The organism is Allokutzneria oryzae (assembly GCF_042429765.1).
In the GTDB taxonomy this organism is placed as follows: Bacteria; Actinomycetota; Actinomycetes; order Mycobacteriales; family Pseudonocardiaceae; genus Allokutzneria; species Allokutzneria oryzae.
In genome coordinates this window covers 354,117-369,845 of sequence record NZ_JBHLZU010000026.1, presented here as the reverse complement: position 1 = coordinate 369,845, position 15,729 = coordinate 354,117, and the positions used below count along the sequence as shown (strand labels likewise).

Here is a 15,729-nt window from a genome sequence, read left to right as displayed (position 1 = left end):
CCGTGCGGGTGGGGCCGCGCGCGACGGTCCCACCCGCGCTCCCCGACCAGCGGGACCATCGACGGACAAGCGACCGGCCGTATTGGTAAACGATCCTTACCAGGAGCCGGGGACCACCACCTCGCCCTGGACGTTCTCCCTGCCAAGAACGAGGTCGCCATGAACAAGACCCTCACGAAGCTCGTCGTGGCCGTCGTCGCGCTCACCGCCTCATGCGCGTTCGCCGGCGCCCAGGCGTCCGCGAACCCGACCGAGCTCGCCGCCGGGCCGACCGCGGCACAGCTCAAGGCCGCGGTCGCCAACTGCACCAGCCAGGTCTCCAACGGCAAGTACGCCCACGACGCGGGCGGCTCCAGCACGGTCCCGGTCTGCAAGACCAAGGGCGCCGTGCACTGGCGCGCCGACATGGACATCGACTGCGACGGCCAGCAGTCGACCAAGTGCAACAAGCAGACCGACCCGTACTTCCAGCCGGAGACCGCGTGGCAGCAGTCCAACGGCAAGCACCTCAACGCCGCGACGCTGCCTTTCGTCGTGGTGCCCGGCATCAGCTCGAAGTGGAGCTGGAAGGCCGCGGGTATCACCGGCGGCACCGTCGCCGCCGTGGTCTACAAGGACAAGGTCGCCTACGCCGTCGTGGGTGACATCGGCCCGACGGCGATCATCGGCGAGGGTTCCTACCGGCTCGCCGAGGTCCTCGGCATCAACCCGAACCCGAAGACCGGCGGCGTCGGCGGCGCGGTCGTCGACTACATCCTGTTCCCCGGCGTGAAGGCCAGCAAGATCGAGGACCAGGCCTCGGCCCAGTCCCTCGGCGCGACCGCGGCGACCAAGCTCGTCGGCTGATCCCCGGGTGGGCGGGGCGGCACTCGACACCGCCCCGCCCACTCGTTGTCAAGCAGGAGAACTGTCAAGCAGGAGAAGCGAAACCGCGCCGGAAAGGTCGATCGAACTCTCTTCGTTGCCCGCCGAAGCCACGCCTTCCTAGCTTCGTGGTCCCACCCCCCGGCACGAAGAGGTCGTAATGAGAAGAACCTTCGCCAAGATCGCGGCGGCCGCGCTCGCGCTCACCGTTTCCTGCACCGTCGCCACCCCGGCGTCGGCGGACCAGGCGGGTGCCGCGGCCGCTCCGACCGCCGCGCAGCTCAAGGCCGCGGTGGCGAAGTGCACCTCGCAGCTCTCCAGTGGCAAGTACGCCCACGACGCGGGCGGCCCGGCCAAGGTCCCGGTCTGCAAGACCAAGGGCGCCGTGCACTGGCGCGCCGACTTGGACATCGACTGCGACGGCAAGTACCGCAAAGAGTGCAAGGACGACCCGTACCGCCAGGGCGAGACCGCGTTCGGCGGAGCGCTGGACCCCGTGGCGCTGCCCTTCGTCGTCGTGCCCGGCATCAGCTCCAGGTGGAGCTACGCCAAGTCCGGCATCGGCGGTGGCACCGTCGCCGCCGTGATCTACAAGGACAAGGTCGCCTACGCCGTCGTCGGTGACGTCGGCCCGACGGCGATCATCGGCGAGGGCTCGTACGCGCTCGCGAAGGCGCTGGGCATCAACCCGCACCCCAACAAGGGCGGGACCGACGGCCCCGTCGACTACGTCCTCTTCCCCGGAGTGACGGCCAAGAAGATCAACGACCAGGCATCCGCGAGGTCGCTCGGAGCGGCCGCCGCGGCGAAGCTCGTCGGCTGAGCGCGAGGCCGCTGGGTGCGGAGGCAGGGAATCTCCGCACCCAGCACCCACCGCCGCTTGCCCACCTACACCGCCTTCCAGGTGCTGGTGCCCACCAGGAGTGCGGTAACGACGGCCCACTTCCTCGTTTACGAGAGAACGCTCGAAGCGACAACCGGACGACATGACACTCGAAAGCCAAAAGCAAGCAGAATGTAAGCACGAAATGCTAAGAAGCGCCTAAAGTTCGGCAAAAGTGCAGCTCAGGGCACCTGCAAGCAGAATGCAAGCATTTCGCTGACTACTCTGTTCGGGCCAGTCAGTAAAAGAACTTCACGAGAGATCTAGTCAATCCGGAAAACTTGCGCCTACTCTCCGCCGGGAACGAATCACCCCTTAACCCCTGCACATTCAGGAGAGATCATCGTGCGACTCACGTTCGCGAAGCTCGCGACCGCGGCCCTGGTGCTCGCGGGGAGCGGCGCGCTGGCCACACCATCGGCGTCGGCCCAGCCGGACGCGCCGGACCGGGCCTCGACCTCGGCGGCCGCTGCCGCCGCCCCGACCGCGGCACAGCTCAAGGCCGCGGTGGCGAAGTGCACCAAGCAGATCTCCACGGGCAAGTTCGGCCACGACGCGGGCGGCTCGCGCACCGTCCCGGTGTGCGCCACCGGCAACTCCGTGCACTGGCGCGCGGACATGGACATCGTCTGTGACGGTCAGCCGACCACGAAGTGCAACAAGAACACCGACCCGTGGTTCCAGCCGCAGACGGCGTGGACCCAGTCCAACGGCAAGCCCCTGATCGCCGACAAGCTGCCGTTCATCGTGGTCCCCGGCATCAGCTCGACCTGGAGCTACAAGAGCGCGAACATCACCGGCGGCACCGTGGCCGCCGTGGTCCACCAGGACAAGGTCGCCTACGCCGTGGTCGGCGACGTCGGCCCGACCAGCGCCATCGGCGAGGGCTCCTACCGCCTGGCGGAGCAGCTGGGCATCAACCCCAACCCGAAGACCGGCGGCGTCAGCGGCGCGGTCGTCGACTACATCCTGTTCCCCGGCGTGAAGGCCCAGCCGATCGAGAGCAACAGCAGCGCCGTCTCGCGCGGCACCGTGGCCGCCGCCGACCTCGTCGCGGGCCGCAAGGGGTGCGGCACCACGAAGCTCGACTTCGCCACGTACCCCGCGCTGGCCGCCAACGCCACCGGCGACGAGGTGAAGGCCGCGCAGTGCGTGTTGCGCGCCAACGGTTACAGCACCGGTGACGGTGACCCGACCGGCAAGCTGGACGAGCCCACCTCGGCCGCGGTGAAGAAGTTCCAGGAGGCCAAGGGGCTGGCCGCGACCGGAACGGTCGACACCAAGACGTGGACGGCGCTGCTGTCGGCGGGCTCCACCCCGCAGGTGCAGGACGGCTCGACGGGTGACGCGGTGACCCGGGTGCAGCGCGCGCTGAACGCCGCTGTCGGCGCGAAGCTCGGCATCGACGGGATGTTCGGCCCGAACACCACGGCGGCGGTGAAGAAGTACCAGTCCGCCCGCGGACTGGCCTCCGACGGCGTGGTGGGCGCCAACACCTGGAAGGCTCTCCAGAGCGGTAAGTGATCTCCCCGTAATCCGTTTCGTACTCATATCGGGCTCTGAGAGCGCTCTTTTTCCCGCTATGAGTACGGAACGGCGGAGTATTTCTTGTTCGCGAGTTGGAGCGCTCCAATATTCATGAATAGTAGCGCGAGACGGACTTCGCGACATGACGAATGCGGCGTCGGCGCGGTCGCCGACCGGGTCAGCGGTCCGGCCGGGGCTCGGTCGCGCCCGCCCGCCCCGGACGCGCCGTGAGCAGCGAGGCGGGCCGGATGGCGGCGGTGCCGAACTTGGTCCGGGCCTGGTCGGCGGCCTCGTCGGCCTCTCGCCAGCCGCGCTCCGGGGCGTCCAGGGTCAGCTGCTCCCCCATCGAGTCGCCCTCGCCGAGCTGCTCGGCGCGCACACCGATCAGCCGCACCGCGCCCGGCGGGACCTGGTCGGCCAGCAGCGTGGCGGCGGTGCGGTAGACCTCCTGGGTGAGGTTGGTCGGCACCTGGAGGGTCCTGGACCTGGTGATCGTGGTGAAGTCGGCGAACCTGACCTTGATCGAGATCGTCCTGGCCCGCAGGTCCCTGGAGCGCAGCGCGGCCGCGGTGCGCTCGCTCAGCCGCAGCAGCTCGCGGCGCAGCACCTCGCGGTCGGTCTGGTCGACCTCGAAGGTCTCCTCGGCGCCGACCGACTTCTCCGCCGTCTCGGCGACGACGCGGCGGCCGTCGACGCCGTTGGCCAGCGCGTGCAGGTGCTCCGCCGTGGCGTTGCCGAGCAGCCTGCGCAACCGGGGCAGCGGGGTGCGCGCGACGTCGGCGACCTTGGTCAGGCCGAGCTGGGCCAGCTTCTCGCCGGTGCGGGCGCCAACGCCCCACAGCGCGGAGACCGGCAGCGGACTGAGGAAGCTCAGGATCTCGCCCGCCGGGACGACCATCATGCCGTCGGGCTTGCACATGCCCGAGGCGAGCTTGGCGACGAACTTGGTGGCCGCGACTCCCACCGAACAGGTGACGCCGTGCTCGGCGAGCACCGCGGCGCGGATCTCGGCGCCGAGCTGGGCCGGGGTGCGGCGCAGCCGCCGCAGGGCACCCCCGACATCAAGAAAGGCCTCGTCCAGGCTGAGCGGCTCCACGAGCGGGGTGAGCTCGCGGAAGATCCGCATCATGCCGGCCGAGACCTCTTGGTACGCGGTGAAGTTGGGCGGCAGGAACACCGCACGGGGACACAGCTTGCGCGCGTGCGCGGTGGGCATCGCGGAGCGGATGCCGTAACCGCGGGCGATGTAGTTGGCGGAGGACACCACGCCCCTGCCACCGGTCCCGCCGACCACGACGGGCAGTTCCCGCAGCTCCGGACGGCTGCGGATCTCCACGGAGGCGAAGAAGGCGTCCATGTCCACGTGCAGCACGGTGCACCCGGTGTCGTCCGGCCATCGGCCGTCCCGTGCCAGGAACCGCTCCAGCGACCGTCGGGGCAGGTCGCCGCTCCGTCCCATCCCTCGCACCCGCCATCGCTCGGCCCGTCAGGTCGAACGGGCGTTCGAGGGCGAGCCTACTGCGGGAGTCCGACAGCCGGGCCCCGGTCGTACTCGGGCTCGGCCTCGGTGAGCTGGGTGTACTCGGCGGGGGTGAGCGCGTGCTCCGGCCACTCGGTCAGCCGGACCTTGAACAGCCAGCCGCCCTGGTACGGGTCGCGGCCGACCAGCCACGGGTTGAGCAGCACGTCGGTGTTGACCTCGACGACCTCACCGCTGACCGGGGAGTACAGCGGGCGGGAGAGCTGGCGTGACTCGAACTCGCCGCAGGACAGGCCCGCGGTGACGTAGCTGCCGGGGCGCGGGAGCTGCACGCGCTCGACACAGCCCAGGAAGGCGGTGGCGACCGGGGTGATGCCGACCGTCACCGGCCAGCTCTCGTAGGCGATCCATCCGTGGTCGTAGGTGTAGTCCAGCTCCGGTGGAACATGATTCTGCATCGCGTTTTCTCCAAGGGACGCCGTGGTGTATGGCGACTAGGGAAAGTGCGAGCAGAATCTATGAGGAGCCCGGGATAACGGCAATATCTGAACAGGAAAGAAAGCGTCTTGCATAAAAAGTTCTGTAATTCCCCACTAAGTCGAGGTTAAGCGCCGCAGGCGAGCCCGGTTGCCCGGCGCAGTGTGCACGATCACACAATCCGGGTGCGAGCTGCGGCCGGTTCAGCCCGCGACGACGTCCTGGGGCTCCTCCCCGGAGCCGAAGCGGCGCACGTTGTCCAGCGCGGCCTTGGCGATCCGCAGCATGGACTCACGAGTAACCCCGCCCGCGTGCGGGGACAGGACCACGTTCGGCGCGCGCAGCAGCGGCAGGTCGGCGGGCGGCGGCTCCGGGTCGAACACGTCCAGCCCGGCCCCGCCGAGCCGCCCGTCGGTCAGCGCCTTCGCCAGCGCGTCCTGGTCGACCAGCGCGCCGCGCGCGGTGTTCACCAGGATCGCGGTCGGCCGCATCAGCCCGATCCGGCGCTCGTCGACCAGGCCGCGGGTGGCGTCGGTCAACGGCACGTGCAGCGACACGTAGTCCGACTCGGCGAGCAGGTCGTCCAGGGGCAGCTGGGCGGCGACGCCGTACTCGCGCACGACGTCCTCGGGCACCGGCGTCCTGGTGCTGACCACGATCCGCATGTCGAAGGCGCGCGCCCGCTTCGCCAGCTGACGGCCGATCGCGCCGAAGCCGACGACGCCGAGCGTCTTGCCGAACAGCTCGGTGATGCCGAACTGCAGGCGGGGCAACGCCCAGTCGCCCTCGCGCAGCGCCTCGTGCCCGGGGATGAGCTGCTTGGCCAGCGCGAGCATCAGGGCAAGCGTCTGCTCGGCAACGTCCTGGGCCTCCGCCGAGGTGGACCCGATGTTGCAGACCCGCACACCCCTGGCCGCGGCGGCCTCGGTGTCCACGTAGTCGAACCCGTGGCTGGAGCACTGGATCATCCGCAGGTTCGCGGCGACGGCGAGGTGCTCGGCGGTGACCGGGGCGAGCGCGGTCACGATCACCTCGGCGGAGCGCAGCGCGGCCGGGTCGGCCCCGGCGTCCTCGACCGGGGTGACGTCGAAGTCCGGGCCCAGCGCCCCGGCGAACAGTCCGCCGAGCTTGACGCCGCCCACGTGCGGGGGCAGCACGACCAGCACCTTGGTCACGAGTTCTCCATCAGGGTGTGCCGGCCGAGGTCGGCCAGTGAGCGGTTTCCGGTGAGCCCGAGGGTGAGGTCGAGGTCGGCGAGCAGGCCGCGCAGGACGTGCCGCACGCCCTCCTGTCCTCCGTGCGCGAGGCCGTAGACCCAGGGGCGACCGAGCAGAACGGCCTTGGCGCCCAACGCGATCGCCTTGATCACATCCGCTCCGGTGCGCACGCCGGAGTCGAAGAGCACGTCGACGCGGTCGCCGACGGCCTCGGCGATCCCGGGCAGCGCGTCCAGGGCGGCGACCGACCCGTCGACCTGGCGCCCACCGTGGTTGGACACGACGATCCCATCCATTCCCGCGTCCACGGCCCGCCGGGCGTCGTCGGGGTGCAGGACGCCCTTCACCGCGATCGGCCCGGACCAGTGCTCGCGCAGGAACGCCAGCCGCTCCCAGCTCTTGTCGACCCCGGTGAACATCTGCACCCAGCGCAGCACGGCGGAGTTGCGGTCCTCCTCCGGCGTCCGCTCCAGCGACGCTCGGAACGCGGGGTCGGAGAACGGGATCGCGGTGCCGATGCCCCGGATGAACGGCAGGTAGGACTGGTCGAGGTCGTGCGGCCGCCACGCCAGGGTCCAGGTGTCGAGGGTGACGACGAGCGCGGTGTACCCGGCGCGCTCGGCGCGTTCGAGGACGCTGACCGTGACGTCGTCGGAGTTCGGCCAGTAGAGCTGGTACCAGCGCTCGCCGTCGCCGCTGGCCTCGGCGACCTCCTCGATGGTGTGCGAGGACGCGGTTGACAGGATCATCGGGATGCCGAGCTCGGCGGCGGCGCGGGCGGTGGCGAGCTCGCCGTCCGGGTGCACGATCGACTGCACACCGATCGGCGCGAGCAGCACCGGCGCGGCCAGCTCGGTGCCGAGCACGGTCGTGCTCACGTCCCGCTCGGTGGCGTCGGTGAGCATGCGCGGCACGATCCGCCTGCGGTCGAACGCCTCCCGGTTGGCGCGCACGGTGGCGCCGGACCCGGCTCCCCCCGCGACGTACCAGTACGGACCGGGCTCCATCAGCTCGCGGGCGGAGGACTCCAGCGCGGTGGGGTCGTTGGTGAACGCGGGCACCACGCCGGACATGCCCTGGAGGTAGATCTCCGACTGGTAGCTCCCGAACTGCGCAGGCACCGCGGCCCTCCCATCACCGGCTGATGCGCACAGTCTTCGCTGGGGACCGATCGGTGTCCACGTTCCCGGGACTCATGTTCACGGCACGGCGGTTGTGCACGCGCACAATCAACACATCACCGCGCACAGGGCGTCGCAGATGCCGGGAACCTTGCAGACCTTGCCGCACACCTGGTCGCAGACCCCGGCGCGCGCGGCGGGCGACGCGCAGCCGGACTGGGCGGATGCCGGGCTCACTCCAACTGTCAACAGGGCGAGTGCGCACAGGAATGCCTTCAATGTCATCGCCTCCTCGGCGGCGAAGCTAAACCGGCGCGGTGCGGGACACTCCGGTTTTCCTCCGGATGAGGGAAGGACGTCACCGGGCCGAGGCGTTGTGTGTCCGCACAACTAGCGTGACGGCATGAGCGAGTCCCACCAGCGGCTGATGGCGGAGATCAGCACGGCGCTGCTGCCCAGGGTCCCCGAACTCTCCGAGGAGCTGTGCGACCGGGTCTGGGCGGCGGAGTCGGAGATCTCCGACGCGAACACGCTCTCCCGCGCCGACCTGTTGCGGACCTGCGTTGTGCACCTGACCCAGATCCTCGGGCAGCTCGGTTCGGACGAGCCGCTGGACATGCGGGTGCCGACGGACAACGGCCGGGAACGCGCGCTCCAGGGCATCCCGCTGCCCGCGGTGCTGCACGGCTACCGCATCGGCACCCAGTACATCTGGTCGAAGCTGCGCGCGGAGGCCGACCGGCTCGGCGAAGCCGCGCGCTGGGCATTGCTGGAGCGCGCCGACGAGCTGTGGCTCGGCCTCGACCGGTACTCCGAGGCGCTCCAGGAGTCCTACCGCAGCACGGTCGCGGAGCGGGCGCGGCGCTCCGACCAGGAACGGGCCGCGTTGCTGCACGTGGTGCTGACGGGGGCGACAGACCCGGAGCGGCTGGCCGAGGCGGCGGAGGGCCTGGCGCTGCCCCGCTTCGGCCGCTTCCGCGTCGTGGTGGCCGACCCCGAGGGCGAGCTCGACCGCTCCGAGCGCAGGCTCCGAGCGCTCGGCGTGCACTCCGTGTGGCGGCGGACCGACGACGACCGCGTGGGCGTGCTGTCCCTGCCGTCGCGGGACCCCGCGAGCCTGGACCAGGCGCTCAGCGGCGGACGCGTCGGCGTGAGCCCCGCCTATGAACGAATCGGCGAAACGGTCGCAGCGGTGCGTCTGGCCCGGCTGACCGCGGCGAGCATCGAGCCGGGCACGGAGGAGGTCCGCCACCACGGCGCCCAGCCCGTGGCGACGCTGGTCGCCTGCGCCACGGACATCGCCGCTGACCTGGCCGAACGCGTCCTCGGGCCGGTACTGGAGCTTCCGGAGCAGGACCGTGGGCCGCTGCTCGACACGGCCTGGCGGTGGTACGAGCACGGCGGCTCGACAACGGAGACCGCGAAGGCGCTGTACTGCCACCGCAACACCGTCCGCTACCGGATGCAGCGCGTCGAGCAGCTCACCGGCCGCTCCTTCGCGAACCCGAAGAACGCCGCGGAGCTCTTCGTCGCCCTGCAGACCCTCCGGCTGCGTTAGGCGGGGCGGCGGGCCATCGCGTGCAGGCGGGTGGCGAGGTCGCGCAGCGGGGACCGTGCGGCGGCTGCGAGCTCAAGCTCGGCCATGGCCTCAGCCGCCCCTGGAGTGGCCTCCAGGACCGCGCCGGGCACCAGGTCGCTCAGCACGCCGTGCCCCTGCAACACCTCGACGTCCAGGCCCGCGCCCTTCAGCAGCTCGGCGATCCCGTCGAGGTCGAAGCGCCGCAGCAACGGGTCGGCGGGACCCACGCGGCCCTCCGGGTCGTCCAGCAGGCGACGGGCATCGGCCAGGCGGCCCGCGAGCGCACGCCCCAGCACCGCCGCGTAGCGGTTGGCGACGAGCACCGAGACCACCCCACCGGGGCGCAGCGCCTCGGTCATCGCGGCGACGGCGAGGCGGGCGTCGTCGACGACCTCCAGCACGCCGTGGGCGAGCACCACGTCCGCGCCACCGGACGGGGCCAGCTCACCGAGCGCGGTCGAGGACGTGCTCGCGGGGTCGAGCATCGTCTCGGTGTCGCCCTGCACGCCGATCACCAGGTCGGCGACGCCGGCCTCCTTGGCACGGCGGTGCAGCGTGGCCAGCGCGTTCGGACTCGGCTCGATCACGGTCACCCGGCAGCCCTGCTCGGCGAGCGGGACCGCCCAGACGCCGCTGCCGCCGCCGACGTCGAGGACTTCCGGAGCCGAGCCCCTGCGCTGCCGCGCGGCCCGGAGCTCGGCGTCCAGCACGCGGTGAACTGCGTCAGGTCGCATGGTCGGAAAGCCTAGATGCCGTCCCTGGGAGCCGTGTGCGGGGTGGCCGAGGGGGTGGCCGGGGTTCCAGGTGCTGGATTCGGTCACGACCAGTGGTTGTGCGAGGCCGTAGGCTCTCTCGCGTGCATACGGTGGCAGTGCTGAGCCTCAAGGGTGGTGTTGGCAAGACGACCGTGGTGCTGGGCCTGGCTTCGGCGGCCCTGCGACGCGGTGTCCGCACCCTGGTGGTCGACCTCGACCCCCAGTGCAACGCCACATCGGCGCTTGAGCCGGAGGAGACCGAGGCCAGCCTCTACGACGTCCTGGAGAACCCGACCCGGTCGACGTTGCGCGCCGCCATCGCGCCGAGCGCGTGGGGCGAGGAGATCGACGTCCTCGTCGGCACCGAGGACGGGGAGGCCCACAACAACCACGACCCCGGCGTGAAGCAGCTGCACCGGCTCTCCGACGCGCTGGCCAAGGTCAACGGCCTGCTCGCCGAGGACGAGCTGCCGTACCAGGTGGTGCTGCTGGACTGCCCGCCGTCGCTGGGCAGGCTGACCCGCTCCGCGCTGGTCGCCGCCGACCGGGCGCTGCTGGTCACCGAGCCGACGATCTTCGCGGTCTCCGGCGTGCAGCGGGCGTTCGAGGCGGTGCAGAACGAGCGCGAGACCAGCAACCCGGAGCTCCAGCCGCTGGGCGTGGTGGTCAACCGGGTGCGCCCGCGCTCGCACGAGCACCAGTTCCGGATCAGCGAGCTGCGCGACATCTTCGGCCCGCTGGTGATGCCGGTCTCGCTGCCGGACCGGCTCGCGGTGCAGCAGGCGCAGGGCGCGTGCACACCGATCCACCAGTGGGGCACACCGGGCGCCCGTGAGGTCGCGCTGGCGTTCAACCTGCTGCTGGCGCGGGTGCTGCGCTCCGCCCGTGGCCGCCGCCGGGACCAGGACGCCGACCTCGACCCGGAACTGGAGCAGGAGGCCGACGCGTGACCGCGCGTGACGGCCACTAGGTTCGGTTGGCACCAGTGCCGGAAGGGGACACGGTCTTCCTCGCGGGCAAGCGACTCGACGAAGCGCTTGCCGGACAACGGTTGTCACGCGGCGAGCTCCGACACCCCCGGCTGTCCACAGTGGACCTGAAGGACCGCGTGGTGCTCGGCGTCCACTCGGTCGGCAAGCACCTGTTCCTCCGCTTCGACGACTCCAGGAGCCTGCACACGCACTTCCGCATGGACGGCGCGTGGCACCTCTACGCCCCGGGTGAGCGGTGGCGCGGCCCCGGCCACCAGGTGCGCGCGGTCCTGGCGACGCCGACCCGCGTCGCGGTGGGGTTCCGCCTGCACGACATGGAACTCCTTGCCACCGCGGACGAACAGCGGCTGGTCGGACACCTCGGGCCCGACCTGCTCGACCCGTCGTGGACCGAGGAGCACGAGGCGGAGGCGATCCGCAGGCTCACCGCCGACCCGAACCGCGAGCTCGGCCTGGCGCTGCTGGACCAGCGGGTGATGGCGGGTGTCGGCAACCTCTACAAGTCCGAAGTCTGCTTCATCCTCGGCGTGTCCCCCTGGGCACCGGTATCGTCGGCCGACGCGGGCCGAGTAGTGAACCTGGCCCGGAAACTGTTGCTGCGCAACGCTTTTCGTCCCGAACAGTCCACGACGGGCGAACTCGCCAGGGGCCGCCAACACTGGGTCTACGAGCGCGGTGGCCGGGCCTGCCGCCGCTGCGGCACCCCGATCCGCCGAGCCCCGCAGGGAACGGGCGTGGAACAACGCGGCACCTACCACTGCCCCACCTGCCAGGTCGCACCCGAGCGAGGGTGAAGGTCAGGTGGAGGGCGTGGTCGGTGGGCTCGCCGGGTCCTTGCGCAGGGTGTTGAGCGCCCGCATCAGCGGGTGCAGCACGATGATCAGCAGCGAGCCCCATGCGATCCCGCCGATGGTGGCGCCGAAGACCGTCAGTGTCAGGTTGCCGATGCCCGCGACCAGGGCCGCGCCGGCAACCATCAGGTTCACCGGGTCGTTCAGGTCGATCTTGTTCTCCACCCAGATGCGCACGCCGACCAGGCCGATCAGCCCGTAGAGCACCATCGAAGCCCCGCCGAGCACCCCGGAGGGGATCGTGTTCACCAGCGCGCCGAACTTCGGGGAGAACGACAGCAGCAGCGCCGTCACCGCCGCGATCACGTAGGCGGCGGTGGAGAAGACCCGGGTCGCCGCCATCACGCCGATGTTCTCGGCGTAGGTGGTGGTTCCCGAGCCGCCGCCCGCTCCGGCCAGCGCCGTCGCCAGGCCGTTGCCGATCAGCGCGTCACCCGCGCTGCCGTCGAGGTTTCGGCCCGTCATCGCCGCGATCGCCTTGACGTGGCCCAGGTTCTCCGCGACCAGCACGATCACCGCGGGCAGCATGCTCAGCACGATCTCCGGCCGGAACTCCGGCGCGACGAACGGCGGCAGGCCGACCCAGTCCGCCGCGTGCACCGCCGCCAGCCTGCCGGCGTCGAGGTTGTCGGAGACCGCCGCCAGCACCCAGCCGGTGACCACGCCGATCAGCACCGCGATCCGGGACAGGAAACCGCGCAGCAGCGCCGAGGCCAGCAGCACCGCGAACAGGGTGAGCGAGGCCAGGCCCGGCTCGTTGTTGAAGGACTGCACCGCGATCGGCGCCAGGTTGAAGCCGATCAGGATCACCACCGCGCCGGTCACCACCGGGGGCATGATCGACTCGACCAGGCGGGCGCCGAGCGCCTTCACCGCGACACCGACCATGGTGATCAGCACCCCGGAGACCAGCAGGCCGCCGGTGCGCCCGCCGGCCGAGGCTGCCTGGTTCGCCATCAGCGGGGCGACGTAGGTCTGGGAGGAGCCGAGGTAGCACGGCACCCGGTTGCGGGTGATCACCAGGAACAGCAGGGTGCCCAGGCCCGAGAACAACAGGGTCGTGGTCGGCGGGAGGCCGGTGAGCAACGGGACCAGCAGCGTGGCGCCGAACATCGTCACCGCGTGCTGCAGGCCGAAGCTGATGGTGCGGGGCCAGCTCAGTCGCTCGCCCGGGGCGACGACGTCTCCCTCCGCGAGGTGGCGGCCGTCGCCGTGCACCGTCCACAACGCCACAAGGACCCCTCCAAGGCTTCCCGTCCACACGGGGAGGGATATCCCCACGGGATGTAGCAGGAGCGACATAAGGCGCTTCGGTAGTTCACGCCGAAGAACGACGAGTAATACCGACGCGCCGCCGATCTGCGCAACGGTATCACCGTATGTAATCAAATCGAGATAGGGGCGGGATTCCCAGGAAACACGTGCTCAGCGGATGCCTGAGCGCACCCGTGCGACTAGTACTTGCCGTTGCCCGACGCGAGTTCGCGCAACGCGGCGGCCAGTCCGGCCAACCGGTCGGTGGCGTCCTCCAGCGCGTCCATCGGCCGCATCGTGGTGCTCGCGGCGACCGCCTTGCCCGCGGCGGCGACCAGGCCGCGGTAGCCCTCGACGCCCTCGACGAGCTCGTGCAGCAACCGGGCGACCGCGGCTTCGAGCTCACCGCGCTCGGCGGCGGGGGCGGCGTCTCGGGCCTGCTCGACCACCTGCAGCTGGACGGCGACCTCGCGGATCGCGGCGGACGCCTCTGCTGCGGTCGCCCTGGACTCGGCCACCGACTCCAGCGGCACCGGCGGCACCCCGTTGCGGGGCGTTGCGAGCTGGCGCAGCAGATCGGACAGCAGCGCCTCGGCCTCGGCGAGCTCGCGCATCGGTCCGCGGGCCGCCGAGGAGGACGGGGGCAACGGAGGCGGCGCGGTCGCGGCCTCCGGGAGCGGGGTCTTGTGCAACTTCCAGGAGCGCACCCCGGCGGAGGCGACCGAGGCGGCGCCGAGCACGGAAACCGTGCCCAGCGCCGCCTCGGACAGCTCGATCGCGTTCGGGTCGCCCCCGACGAAGAACGCCGCGACGGCCGTCATCGCGGTGAAGGTGGTGCGGAACCAGATCTTGCGCACCGACCGCCTGCGCTGACGGATCATCTTGGCGCGGGGATCACGCCAGGCCGAGATCTTGCGCTGCACGCCGTCGACGACCTCGTTGGCGCCGCGTAACTGCCGTGCCAGCTCGCCGCCGCTGCCGCGCAGCTGCTTCGCCACGAGCTCGCCCAGCCGGTTGAGCTCGTCCCGCCCCGGCGTCATCGCCATCTCAGCTCTGCTGCGGGTTCTGCGGCAGCTGGGTGGTGGCCTGGTTCGGCGCCGGGGCCGGGACCGCGGTTCCACCGGTGACCTGCGGGGTCGCCGCGCCGCCGCGCATGGACGCGCGGATCTGCTCCAGCCGCGAGGCCCCCGCGAAGTCGGCGGTCGACTGCTGGACCTCCAGCATCCGGCCCTGCACCGAGTTCTTGGCGAGCTCGGTCTGGCCGAGCGCGGTGGAGTAGCGGCGCTCGATCTTCTCCCGCACCTCCTCCAGGGAGGGGGTGTTGCCGGGAGCGGCGAGCTCGCTCATCTGCCGCAGCGAGCTGGAGACCTGCTCCTGCATCTTGGCCTGCTCCAGCTGGCTGAGCAGCTTGGTGCGCTCGGCGAGCTTCTGCTGCAGCACCATGGCGTTGCGCTCAACGGCCTGCTTGGCCTGCGCGGCGGCCTGGATCGCCTGGTCGTGCAGGCTCTTGAGGTCCTCGACCGACTGCTCGGCGGTGACCAGCTGGGTGGCGAACGCGGTGGCGGTGTCCTCGTACTGCCGCGCCTTCTCCTCGTCGCCCGCGGCGCGCGCCTGGTCGGCGAGCACCAGCGACTGGCGCGCGGAGGCCTGCAGCTTCTCCACCTCGCCGAGCTGGCGGTTGAGCTTCATCTCCAGCTGGCGCTGGTTGCCGATGACGGCAGCGGCCTGCTGGGAAAGGGCCTGGTGCTGGCGCTGAGCCTCCTCGATGGCCTGCTGAATCTGCACCTTCGGGTCGGCGTGCTCGTCGATCTTCGACGAGAACGCCGCCATCAGGTACTTCCAGAACTTCACGAACGGATTGGCCATCTCCTCCGCCTGCCTTCTCGTGCAACCTGGCCGCGACTACGCCCCATGACCAGGCATTCACCTGGTGCTGACATCCATCGTGTCAGGTGCTCGTCCCGGCTTCCACCGGCCCCCGGCGATCTCAGGGTGGAGCCCGACGCGATTCAGGGAACACCCGGTCGATCTCAGGGTGTGCCTCGACCCCCGCCTGGTCCCATTCTCACCCTAGGGGTGAACGGCACGGGCCCATTCGGGGGTTTTCCCACCTGTGACCTGATCAGGCCGCGACGACGACGCCGCGGGGGGCGGAGATCACCGAAGGGCCGCTCGCGGCATCGAGCTTGAGGTCCTGGGTGATCTGGGTCCGGAGAACGGGCTGCAGACGCAGGTCCGCGAGGTCGTTGCCGATGACCGAGGGCACCAGCGTGCCCGCGTCGATCACGCCCCGGTCCGCCCTGGCCTCGGCCCCGACCGGGACCTTCGGCTCGGCCTTGGCCGGGATGGTGACCGGCTCACCGGCGCGGATGTCGGCCGCGACCTCGCCGAGCAGCTCGGACAGCGGCAGCTCCAGCGCACCGCAGATGGCGGCCAGCAGCTCGCTGCTGGCCTCCTTGCGGCCGCGTTCGACCTCGGAGAGGTATCCCAGGCTCACCCGGGCGGAGCGCGAAACCTCCCGGAGAGTACGGCGTTGGTCGGTGCGGGCGCGGCGAATCCGGTCCCCCAGCGCCTCCCTCAGCAGCACGGTCATCGCGTGCCCTCCCTACTCAACAGACCCGAGTCCGGCAAGCCCAGCGGTCGTGGCGACCACGTTACCCAGCGTCCCCGACAAGAGAACCGGGTTATTCGACTCGTCCGCCAAGGGCGAACGTTATCCAGTCCTCCGG

Annotated in this window: 16 protein-coding genes; 6 read left to right on the top strand and 10 right to left on the bottom strand. The window is 70.9% G+C overall.

Going from position 1 to position 15,729, the window contains the following annotated elements; all coding sequences use genetic code 11:
* Nucleotides 1-159 precede the first annotated feature (159 nt).
* The 3 genes from ACFFQA_RS30305 to ACFFQA_RS30295 all read left to right on the top strand — a co-directional run bounded on the left by ACFFQA_RS30305 (nucleotide 160) and on the right by ACFFQA_RS30295 (nucleotide 3,271).
* On the top strand, nucleotides 160-846 hold the full coding sequence (locus ACFFQA_RS30305) for a glycoside hydrolase family 75 protein (RefSeq protein WP_377859761.1): 687 nt from the start codon (nucleotides 160-162) through the stop codon (nucleotides 844-846).
* Between the two features lie 178 nt (nucleotides 847-1,024).
* Nucleotides 1,025-1,687 (top strand): glycoside hydrolase family 75 protein, encoded by a 663-nt coding sequence (locus ACFFQA_RS30300; RefSeq protein WP_377859759.1) that lies wholly within the window; start codon nucleotides 1,025-1,027, stop codon nucleotides 1,685-1,687.
* Between the two features lie 405 nt (nucleotides 1,688-2,092).
* Complete coding sequence (locus ACFFQA_RS30295; protein WP_377859757.1) at nucleotides 2,093-3,271, top strand: peptidoglycan-binding protein; 1,179 nt, start codon at nucleotides 2,093-2,095, stop codon at nucleotides 3,269-3,271.
* 181 nt (nucleotides 3,272-3,452) lie between these two features.
* Here ACFFQA_RS30295 and dinB read toward each other — a convergent pair whose 3' ends face one another.
* The 5 genes from dinB to ACFFQA_RS30270 form a co-directional block, all read right to left on the bottom strand.
* Nucleotides 3,453-4,733 (bottom strand): DNA polymerase IV, encoded by a 1,281-nt coding sequence (gene dinB, locus ACFFQA_RS30290; protein ID WP_377859755.1) that lies wholly within the window; start codon nucleotides 4,731-4,733, stop codon nucleotides 3,453-3,455.
* A gap of 56 nt (nucleotides 4,734-4,789) precedes the next feature.
* Nucleotides 4,790-5,212: a glycine cleavage system protein H gene (locus ACFFQA_RS30285; RefSeq protein ID WP_377859753.1), complete on the bottom strand. Its 423-nt coding sequence runs from the start codon at nucleotides 5,210-5,212 to the stop codon at nucleotides 4,790-4,792.
* A 222-nt stretch (nucleotides 5,213-5,434) separates the two neighbouring features.
* Entirely contained in the window at nucleotides 5,435-6,406 is a 972-nt protein-coding gene (locus ACFFQA_RS30280; RefSeq protein ID WP_377859751.1) for a 2-hydroxyacid dehydrogenase, read from the bottom strand.
* The gene (locus ACFFQA_RS30275; RefSeq protein ID WP_377859749.1) at nucleotides 6,403-7,569 is read right to left on the bottom strand and encodes a lactate 2-monooxygenase; all 1,167 of its coding nucleotides are present in this window, start codon (nucleotides 7,567-7,569) and stop codon (nucleotides 6,403-6,405) included. The genes ACFFQA_RS30280 and ACFFQA_RS30275 overlap by 4 nt, the downstream gene beginning before the upstream one ends.
* 108 nt (nucleotides 7,570-7,677) lie before the next feature.
* A complete protein-coding gene (locus ACFFQA_RS30270) occupies nucleotides 7,678-7,854 on the bottom strand; it encodes a hypothetical protein (RefSeq protein WP_377859747.1) in 177 nt (58 codons plus the stop codon).
* A gap of 118 nt (nucleotides 7,855-7,972) precedes the next feature.
* Between ACFFQA_RS30270 and ACFFQA_RS30265 the strand changes: the two genes are divergently transcribed.
* Nucleotides 7,973-9,127 carry a PucR family transcriptional regulator gene (locus ACFFQA_RS30265; protein ID WP_377859745.1) on the top strand — a complete coding sequence of 385 codons (1,155 nt, stop codon included), beginning with the start codon at nucleotides 7,973-7,975 and terminating at the stop codon, nucleotides 9,125-9,127.
* Here the strand turns inward: ACFFQA_RS30265 and ACFFQA_RS30260 are convergent.
* Nucleotides 9,124-9,882, bottom strand: a complete 759-nt coding sequence (locus tag ACFFQA_RS30260; protein ID WP_377859742.1) for a class I SAM-dependent methyltransferase — start codon at nucleotides 9,880-9,882, stop codon at nucleotides 9,124-9,126. The two genes, ACFFQA_RS30265 and ACFFQA_RS30260, sit on opposite strands and share 4 nt — an antisense overlap.
* 122 nt (nucleotides 9,883-10,004) lie before the next feature.
* Here ACFFQA_RS30260 and ACFFQA_RS30255 point away from each other — a divergent pair, with 122 nt between their 5' ends.
* The gene (locus tag ACFFQA_RS30255) at nucleotides 10,005-10,853 is read left to right on the top strand and encodes a ParA family protein (protein WP_377859740.1); all 849 of its coding nucleotides are present in this window, start codon (nucleotides 10,005-10,007) and stop codon (nucleotides 10,851-10,853) included.
* A 35-nt stretch (nucleotides 10,854-10,888) separates the two neighbouring features.
* Complete coding sequence (locus ACFFQA_RS30250; RefSeq protein WP_377859738.1) at nucleotides 10,889-11,689, top strand: DNA-formamidopyrimidine glycosylase family protein; 801 nt, start codon at nucleotides 10,889-10,891, stop codon at nucleotides 11,687-11,689.
* A 3-nt stretch (nucleotides 11,690-11,692) separates the two neighbouring features.
* On the opposite strand, the gene ACFFQA_RS30245 is transcribed toward ACFFQA_RS30250, so the two are convergent.
* From ACFFQA_RS30245 to ACFFQA_RS30230, 4 genes are all read right to left on the bottom strand, one after another.
* Nucleotides 11,693-12,979, bottom strand: a complete 1,287-nt coding sequence (locus ACFFQA_RS30245) for a uracil-xanthine permease family protein (RefSeq protein ID WP_377859736.1) — start codon at nucleotides 12,977-12,979, stop codon at nucleotides 11,693-11,695.
* 221 nt (nucleotides 12,980-13,200) lie between these two features.
* Nucleotides 13,201-14,046, bottom strand: a complete 846-nt coding sequence (gene pspM, locus ACFFQA_RS30240) for a phage shock envelope stress response protein PspM (protein WP_377859734.1) — start codon at nucleotides 14,044-14,046, stop codon at nucleotides 13,201-13,203.
* Nucleotide 14,047: 1 nt separating this feature from the next.
* The gene (locus ACFFQA_RS30235) at nucleotides 14,048-14,866 is read right to left on the bottom strand and encodes a PspA/IM30 family protein (protein ID WP_377859731.1); all 819 of its coding nucleotides are present in this window, start codon (nucleotides 14,864-14,866) and stop codon (nucleotides 14,048-14,050) included.
* A gap of 256 nt (nucleotides 14,867-15,122) precedes the next feature.
* Nucleotides 15,123-15,593 carry a helix-turn-helix domain-containing protein gene (locus tag ACFFQA_RS30230; protein ID WP_377859729.1) on the bottom strand — a complete coding sequence of 157 codons (471 nt, stop codon included), beginning with the start codon at nucleotides 15,591-15,593 and terminating at the stop codon, nucleotides 15,123-15,125.
* Nucleotides 15,594-15,729: the final 136 nt, after the last annotated feature.